Annotated in this window: 7 protein-coding genes; all 7 read left to right on the top strand. The window is 45.1% G+C overall.

Going from position 1 to position 8,427, the window contains the following annotated elements:
- The first annotated feature begins 99 nt into the window (after positions 1-99).
- Positions 100-861 carry an SDR family oxidoreductase gene (locus IH879_14865; GenBank protein ID MCH7676214.1) on the top strand — a complete coding sequence of 254 codons (762 nt, stop codon included), beginning with the start codon at positions 100-102 and terminating at the stop codon, positions 859-861.
- Positions 862-1,167: 306 nt separating this feature from the next.
- On the top strand, positions 1,168-1,527 hold the full coding sequence (locus IH879_14860; protein ID MCH7676213.1) for a PilZ domain-containing protein: 360 nt from the start codon (positions 1,168-1,170) through the stop codon (positions 1,525-1,527).
- A 478-nt stretch (positions 1,528-2,005) separates the two neighbouring features.
- Positions 2,006-2,833, top strand: coding sequence for an ion transporter (locus tag IH879_14855; protein MCH7676212.1), 828 nt, complete (start codon positions 2,006-2,008; stop codon positions 2,831-2,833).
- Between the two features lie 40 nt (positions 2,834-2,873).
- Positions 2,874-3,143 (top strand): DUF4212 domain-containing protein, encoded by a 270-nt coding sequence (locus IH879_14850; GenBank protein ID MCH7676211.1) that lies wholly within the window; start codon positions 2,874-2,876, stop codon positions 3,141-3,143.
- Positions 3,143-4,849: a cation acetate symporter gene (locus tag IH879_14845; GenBank protein MCH7676210.1), complete on the top strand. Its 1,707-nt coding sequence runs from the start codon at positions 3,143-3,145 to the stop codon at positions 4,847-4,849. Before IH879_14850 ends, IH879_14845 begins: the two co-directional genes overlap by 1 nt.
- Before the next feature lie 447 nt (positions 4,850-5,296).
- The gene (locus IH879_14840) at positions 5,297-7,690 is read left to right on the top strand and encodes a TonB-dependent receptor (GenBank protein MCH7676209.1); all 2,394 of its coding nucleotides are present in this window, start codon (positions 5,297-5,299) and stop codon (positions 7,688-7,690) included.
- A gap of 194 nt (positions 7,691-7,884) precedes the next feature.
- Positions 7,885-8,427 (top strand): DUF2914 domain-containing protein (locus IH879_14835; GenBank protein MCH7676208.1); only part of this gene is annotated, 543 nt, incomplete at its 3' end.

Genomic DNA, 8,427 nt, shown 5'->3' with positions numbered 1-8,427 from the left:
GGCTTGTTTGGCTTTTAATGTCTGTGTCTTCGAATGGGAGCGCAAGTGAGCCTATAGTTATTAAGACAAAAGAACAAGCACAACTCCTTAATTAATATTATGACAAACTTCTCAAACAAAACCGTCCTGGTTACCGGCGCTTCCGGCGGCATCGGCCGGGCCATTGCGCAGGAATTTGCAGAGGCCGGGGCCAGTGTCGTTGTCCACTTTAATAACAACGAAAGAGCCGCGCAAAGAACCCTCGAGTCTCTAAAAGGTGACACACACAGGCTTGTCCGGGCTGATCTCACCAACCCGGAGGAGTTGCCTAATTTGATCGAAACTGTGGCCAAGGGCATGGGCAAAATCGATGTGTTGATAAACAATGCCGGAATATTCGAGGTCCACCCTATTCTGGACATTGACTACGACGAGTGGCAGGAGATGTGGCAAAAGACAGTGGCGATCAATTTACTGGGGCCGGCGAATCTCTCTTTTTGTGTCGCCAAACACATGATGCAGTTCGGCGGTGGCAAAATTGTCAATATCGGCTCGCGCGGCGCATTTCGCGGCGAACCGGATGCACCGGCGTACGGCGCAACCAAGGCCGGACTTCATGCCATGAGCCAGTCGCTCGCCAAAGCCCTGGCGGCTCACAATATTTTCTTCTTTGTGATCGCACCGGGTTTTGTCGACACGGAGAGAGTGGCGCCTTTTCTGGATGGCCCGCAGGGAGATGAAATTCGCAATCAAAGTCCGCTTGGCAGAGTAGCAAGACCTGCGGAAGTGGCACGAACTGCACTGTTTCTGGCCTCGGAAGGTTCGGAGTTTTTGACCGGCTGCATTGTGGATGTGAATGGCGCTTCCTATTTGAGGTCTTAGGTTCGTAGTGCACGTTCTGCAAAAAGCGTGGCATTGAGGAAAGAAGTGTTCAGGTGTTTGGGTGTTAAAAGTGTTAAAGGATTCAAGTATCTAAAATAAAATAACTCAGGAAAAGTCTTTAACACTCTAACACTTCTAACACCTGAACACTTCAAAGGTTCGTCTCTTTTTAAACGAATCAAAAGCTAACCATCTTGAATAAGGTCAGTTTTTCTTGGAAGCTGAAGCTTGAACACCAAACTAAAGTTTTTCCCTTCCATCCCGATTTAATCTTATATTAAACTTTTTTTGAAATTCCAGACTATCATGGAAGAAAGACGCAAATTTGTACGTGTAAAATTTTTAGCGGAAGTTGAAGTCGTCTACTTTGACAATACCTATCGGGCAGAGCTACTCGATCTTTCATTAAAAGGCGCCTTAATCCACCCCAAAGACAAAATTCCCATGGGACTTGGCAATACTTGTCATCTAATAATAAGTCTGGCCGCTAAAGATTTGGACCTTGAGTTTAAAGCTGAATTAGCTCATCTGAACGGTGAGAAGCTTGGCCTTAAATTCCTCACCCAGGATATTGACACCATGACCCACCTGCGCAGACTGCTGGAATTAAATGTTTGCGATCATGACCGAATCGCGAAAGAACTCGCCTTTTTAGCAACTGCTTAGCTCTACAGGCTTGATCTCCTCAATATTTTACCTTACCTTTCGATAGATTCAAACGACGGGTCGTTCTGAACAAGCCCTTCGGCAAGCTCAGGATAAACTCCGCGACGTGAGAAATCTGAAGGCAAGACGCCGTCGCAATACAATTAATTCTCTAAAACATAATGAGCTAGTGTGCTGATTCCTAATCGCCTTTACCGAATTGGGACATCACATATCACCCCGATGGCGTTTAACGATTTTTTGGGAACGCTGACTTCTATAAATATTTCACCCCTGGCGGGGTTCAGGCATCTGCACTCTCATATTAGTAGTAATTGCACAGGCCAGATTTCAGATCCTCATTAACCCCGAAGTGTCGGGGTGGAATTTTTATAGTCAATGGATTTTGAAAACCACAAAACCATAGGGGTGACATGTGGGTCAACCAAATTAAAATCATTACACGAGTCTTGGCAGATTCCTCTTTGTAAACAAAACCATGTCAACCACAGAAAATCAAAACCTTACATTGCGCCGGCGTTTGCACGAAATCATCTTTGAAGCGGACACTCCCTCAGGCAAATGTTTCGATATTGTGTTGATTGCGAGCATCCTTTTAAGCGTGATTGCGGTCATGCTCGATAGCGTTCAGGCCGTTCGAAGTGAATACGGAGATATCCTTTTCCTTCTCGAGTGGGGATTTACTCTTCTTTTTACAATTGAATATTTTTTGCGATTATACTGCGTAGGCCGACCTCGTCTCTATGCCACCAGCTTCTACGGTATCGTGGACATACTTGCGATTCTGCCGACTTATGTCAGTTTGCTTTTGCCCGGCAGTCAGTTCCTATTGGTCATTCGGATCCTGCGAGTACTGCGGATTTTTCGTGTTTTCAAGCTTGTACAATATTTGGGCGAGGTTAATCTCCTCCTGAAAGCGCTCAGAGCAAGCGGCCGCAAGATCGCAGTCTTTTTATTCGCGGTTTTAACGCTGGTGACAATTTTCGGCTCTTTAATGTACATCATCGAGGACGCCGAAAACGGCTTCACCAGTATTCCACGCAGCATGTACTGGGCAATCGTTACCTTAACAACCGTCGGTTACGGTGACATTGCACCCAGAACGGAAATCGGGCAAGCTCTGGCAGCTATTATCATGATCTGCGGATATGCGATGCTCGCAGTGCCAACCGGAATTGTCACCGTGGAAATGTCACAGGCTTTTAAGGAAAAAAAAACAATCTCAACCCAATCCTGTCCGCAATGCAGCGCTGAAGGACACGACAGCAACGCAAAATTCTGTAAATTCTGTGGTTCGACGCTATAAAAGAAAGAGTCAGTCTTGTAAAACTCGGAGGGAAGGAGAAATGGATATTTCAAAAAGTCAGAAGTATTGGCGTAAAAATTTAAAATATGTTAGCATTCTTCTAACGATTTGGTTTACCGTATCTTACGGGTTCAGCATTCTCCTCGTAAACCAGCTCGATCAATTTCGATTTGCAGGATTTAAGCTGGGCTTCTGGTTTGCTCAACAAGGTTCTATCTATGTTTTTGTGGTGCTGATCTTTGTTTATGTTTTTTTAATGAACCGCCTTGACAGAGAATTCGGTGTGGACGAAACACAGGGGAACCGATAATGGGAATTCAGGCATGGACTTACACGCTGGTTTTTTTATCTTTTGCACTTTATATTGGTATCGCAATTTGGTCAAGAGCAAAATCTACAAGTGATTTTTACGTGGCTGGCAAGCATGTCTCTCCACTCGCGAATGGCATGGCGACTGCAGCGGACTGGATGTCGGCAGCCTCATTCATTTCAATGGCAGGACTTATTTCTTTCATGGGCCGCGACGGCAGCGTTTATCTGTTGGGTTGGACCGGCGGCTACGTATTACTGGCGCTGCTCTTAGCGCCTTATCTGCGCAAGTTCGGTAAATACACGGTTCCGGATTTTGTCGGTGAACGCTACTATTCGCAAGCGGCGAGACTTGTCGCGGTGGTTTGTGCCATCTTTATTTCATTTACTTACGTCGCCGGACAAATGCGCGGCGTGGGCGTGGTCTTCTCCCGCTTTCTGGAAGTCGATATTACCGTCGGGGTTATCATTGGTATGGCGATTGTATTTTTTTATGCGGTCATTGGCGGTATGAAAGGCATTACTTACACGCAAGTTGCGCAGTACTGCGTGCTGATTTTTGCCTACATGGTTCCTGCTATTTTTATCTCAATTCTGCTCACCGGCAACGTGATTCCGCAGTTTGGTTTTGGCAGTACTTTAGGCGACGGCTCCGGGACTTATTTATTGGACAAGCTGGATCAACTCAACCGGGATCTTGGCTTCCATGCTTATACCTCAGGCAGCAAAGGGACGCTGGATGTCTTTTGCATCACCGCAGCGCTGATGGTTGGCACTGCAGGACTTCCACATGTTATCATCCGGTTTTTTACAGTTCCCAAAGTAAGAGACGCCCGTTTATCCGCAGGGTACGCTTTGCTGTTTATTGCAATTCTTTATACAACCGCGCCCGCAGTGGCGGCCTTTGCACGCACGAACTTTATTAACACGATTCATAACACGCCGTATAGCGAGGCCCCGCAGTGGTTTAAAAACTGGCAGAAGACAGGATTGGTTGACTGGGTGGACAAGAACTCCGACGGCACTATGCAGTACTTTGGGGACGCAGCCGGCCAAAAAGAATCTCAGCAAAACGAAATCACTGTCGATCGCGATATTATTGTACTTGCGAATCCAGAAATCGCGAAACTACCGAACTGGGTGATTGCTTTGGTTGCGGCAGGCGGTTTAGCAGCGGCTTTGTCTACTGCTGCAGGGCTGCTTCTGGTCATTTCAACATCGATTTCGCATGATTTACTAAAGAAAGTCTTGATGCCACAAATCGTCGAACGGCAGGAGCTGCTTTATGCCAGACTGGCCGCGGGGACGGCTGTGATCATCGCTGGTTATTTTGGCATTAATCCGCCCGGGTTTGTCGCACAGGTCGTAGCGTTCGCCTTTGGTTTGGCTGCTTCCTCGTTTTTCCCGATTATTATTCTTGGAATTTTTTATAAAAGAATGAATAAAGAAGGCGCCATCGCTGGAATGGTAACGGGAATCCTGTTTACGGCCGGATATATCATCTATTTCAAATTTATTAATCCAGAAGCCAACAGCAGTGAAAACTGGCTGTTTGGCATTTCACCGGAAGGGATTGGCATTATCGGGATGTTCCTTAATGCCTCGGTTGCGCTGCTGGTTTCAAAAATGACGCCGGCTCCTCCGGAAGAAGTCCAAAAAATGATCGAAGATATTCGAATCCCGGGAAGTATGGACGGAACTGTTTGAGCTTTTGGTTGTAAGTAACTCATTATTTTTTTCACAAAAGGGCAAAGAAGACCCTAAATAACATAGAATTTCACAGAGATAATATTGACTCTATGTCGATCTGTGTGGATAAGCAAGAAATGTTCAAGCCACGGATACACACGGATGGAACACGGATTTTTAAAAGCCAGAACGACAAAATGATTTTGGTTAGAGATAATATCAATTCATCGAAGAGAAGAATAGACAAAAGCAGGTTTGACAAATGATGGTTTTTAACAGATTTTATTATTTTGTCCTTTGTTTTTTAAGAATCCTGTTTCAGGCTAAATGCATTCATCTGTGAAAATCTGTGTGAATCCGTGGCTATTCTTTTTGTAATTACCCACTCAAATCAACATAGAACTAATATTTTTAAGATAAGTCTAAAATAAATCAGTTTCAACTTAGGAGGTCTAAACCATTTTAATGTGTCGTAAACGAACAGCATCCTGGCATCTACTTCTAGTTACATTTTTTTCTTCATTTTCGCTATCAGCGACTGAGCTGGTTGCGGAATCGACTCTTACCGGGCAGGTTTTTGACAAGCAAAACAATCCACTTGCCTATGTTCAGGTAATTCTCGAACCGACAAGCAGAGGAGATGTTACAGACGAAAGCGGCAAATTTCAAATAAGCAATCTTCCTACGGGAAAATACAAAGTCATTTTCCAGCTAATAGGTTATGAAACTGTTAAGAAGAGTGTTGTGCTTGCAAATTCAAAGCAAATACTTAAACTAAACATCGAAATGACACCTACCGTCATCCAGCTTGGAGATGTTCTGGTAACCGCCTCCCGAAATTCCGAATCTGCACACGAGGTCCCGCAATTTGTTTCCGTAATCAATCCCAGAAAAATCAGGGAGAGAAACAGCCGGCAAACTCCCGAGCTTCTGCGGGAGGAACCCGGTTTAGTCGTCCAAAAAACCAATCAAGGCGGCGGCTCGCCGATTATGCGCGGCCTGAAAGCGAACAAACTCCTCTTTCTCGTCGATGGCATTCGCTTGAACAACTCGACTTACCGCGGCGGCAATACCCAATATTTAAATACGGTAGACTCCGGTACCCTCGAACGGGTTGAGATTGTGCACGGCCCGATTTCGGTACTTTACGGCAGCGACGCCCTCGGAGGCGCAATTAATCTCATCACCAAAAGCCCGCGGCTCACCCTGGACGGCAGACACACATTCGGCGGATCAGCTTCTGCTTCGATTTCAACTGCTGATGAAACAAAAACCTCAAACTTCAATATTATGACGGCCAATTCAAAATGGGGGTTGATTTTAAAAGGCTCGCTTAAATCTTTTGGAGATATTACAAGAGGGAGCAAAGGCGGATCGACTTTAATGAACCGGCTGCAGAATGACTCAAGAACAAACCGTGTACTTAATAAAAAACAGTCTCCAAACGGCTATGATTCTTATGACCTGAGTTCCAAAGCGCTGATTAAATTATCGGATTTTCAGGAACTGACTTTGGCCGCTCAGTTTAACCGGCAAAATTCAGTGCCCCGATACGACGTTGTGGAAACGCTTGGCGATTCAGTGCGACTATTTGACCCACAGGAACGAGACCTATTTTACCTGACATATGTTAACCGCAACCCATCTCCTTGGTTCAACAAATTTACCACTACAGGTTCATTACACAGGCAATTTGAACGGCGGCGGCGAATTAAGTTTGGCAGTACAAACGAAACTCTTGACCAATTTCGAACTCTGACCAGCGGTTTGCAAATCCATTTCAACAAACTGTTGGGTAGCAATCATCAATTAGTTTACGGTTCGGAACTTTACTTTGATTGGGTAGCCACAAAATCGAGCAGCCGGGACCTGACAACCGGTAGGGAAAACGCCGGCCTCCCCCTTTTTCCGGATGGATCATCATTCCTGACATTCGGGTTATTTGCACAAGATGCTTTTCACCTTTTGCCAAAATGGAAATTAATTCTCGGCGGACGGTTTAGCTCGACCAAACTAAGAGCACCTTTTGAAGATGATCCAAACAGTTTGCAGAACTTCGGAACGATTAAACAAACAAACTCAGCCTTTACCGGAAGTCTCGGATCACAATTTGCTATAAGCAAAGAACTTAGTTTCGTAACCAATATTGCGCAGGGATTCAGGACGCCCAATTTAGACGATGTTTCCAAATTGGGGCCGGGTAAAGGCAACAGTTTCTATGATGTACCAAACGCTGCCACTAAACCGGAAAAAACCCTTAGCATTGACGGGGGATTTAAAATCTTTTCAAATCGTCTGCGGGCAAATATATTCGGATTTTATAATTCAATCACGGATTTACTTGTGCGTCGGCCGGCAGAATTCAACGGTTTGCCTTTCGTGATTGAAGAGGGCGACACGCTTGCCGTTTTTCACAAAGAGAATGCAGGAAAAGCTTACACGACCGGGGTAGCATTCACCGCAGAATTCTTCATAACCTCTCATTTGGCTCTCCGCGGAAATCTAAGCTACACTTACGGCCAAAACACATCTAACGACGAGCCCCTTAACAGCATTCCTCCCTTTGGCGGATTGCTGGGTATCCGCTGGCGCCAGAATCAGTACTGGGCCGAATTAAACTCACGCTTTGCAATGGAACAGAAACGACTGTCGTTCGAGGATCAAGCTGACTTGCGCATTCCGGAAGGCGGCACCCCCGGTTGGTACACTCTGAATTTAAAACTCGGTGCAAATGTTACAAAGGCAGTTAATCTGAAAGTGGCTGTCATGAATATTTTAGACCAGAATTACCGGGAGCACTTGAGTGGGTTTAACGCGCCCGGCAGGAACTTTATTTTTTCTGCCCAGATTCATAAATAGATTATCCTTTCTTTTCATGCCTTATGATTGAAGAATCTCACAGATCATAAAGTTTATATATTCATCAGCCGATTTCTTTAATCAGCGGGCAAATCCAGCTAACAAGCATCCGCATCAAAAAGTTACAGTCATTTGTTTTGACATTATTCTAAAAATTACATAAGTTCGCGTGTTAAAAACAAAAGGAGTGTATTATGAACAAAACAAACGTTTTTTTAAATGCTCTACTGGGAGTTGTTTTGATTATCGGTGCAACTGCTACTGCACAGGAGTCTGGTTCGGTAGCTAAGTCGGTATTTACCACCGAAATCGTCGACCGCGAACCAGTAAACGATCTGAACTCATTTTCTACCGACATTAAGCAAATTTACTTCTTCACCGACATTAGAAACATGTCCGGGAATCGTGTTACACACCGCTGGCTTCACAGCGGCGAAACCCGTGCTGAGATTTCATTTAATGTCGGTGGACCAAGATGGCGGGTATATTCAAGCAAGAACCTTGTTGCGGAGTGGGTTGGCGACTGGACTGTTGAGGTAGTTAATTCTGCAGGGACCGTCATTCACGAGGATTCTTTTGTTTATTCAAAAGGAGCAGGAATGATGAAAACAGCGCCTTCTACTGCAACTCAACCGAAAATGAAAAATGGAACGACTCCGCCTACCGCAACTCAACCGAAAATGAAAAATGGAACAGATCCGATGATGGCTGCTGGCGAAGGCTCAGTAGTCAAAGCA

The organism is candidate division KSB1 bacterium (genome assembly GCA_022562085.1).
Taxonomy (GTDB): Bacteria; Zhuqueibacterota; Zhuqueibacteria; order Oceanimicrobiales; family Oceanimicrobiaceae; genus Oceanimicrobium.
Note: the sequence above shows the minus strand (reverse complement) of the source record. Positions and strands in the feature narration are given on the sequence as shown.

Excerpts from the sequence above, each read along its gene's own strand:
- IH879_14865 (MCH7676214.1), top strand. The coding sequence starts at position 100 with ATGACAAACTTCTCAAACAAAACCGTCCTGGTTACCGGCGCTTCCGGC.
- IH879_14860 (MCH7676213.1), top strand. The coding sequence starts at position 1,168 with ATGGAAGAAAGACGCAAATTTGTACGTGTAAAATTTTTAGCGGAAGTT.
- IH879_14855 (MCH7676212.1), top strand. The coding sequence starts at position 2,006 with ATGTCAACCACAGAAAATCAAAACCTTACATTGCGCCGGCGTTTGCAC.
- IH879_14850 (MCH7676211.1), top strand. The coding sequence starts at position 2,874 with ATGGATATTTCAAAAAGTCAGAAGTATTGGCGTAAAAATTTAAAATAT.
- IH879_14845 (MCH7676210.1), top strand. The coding sequence starts at position 3,143 with ATGGGAATTCAGGCATGGACTTACACGCTGGTTTTTTTATCTTTTGCA.
- IH879_14840 (MCH7676209.1), top strand. The coding sequence starts at position 5,297 with ATGTGTCGTAAACGAACAGCATCCTGGCATCTACTTCTAGTTACATTT.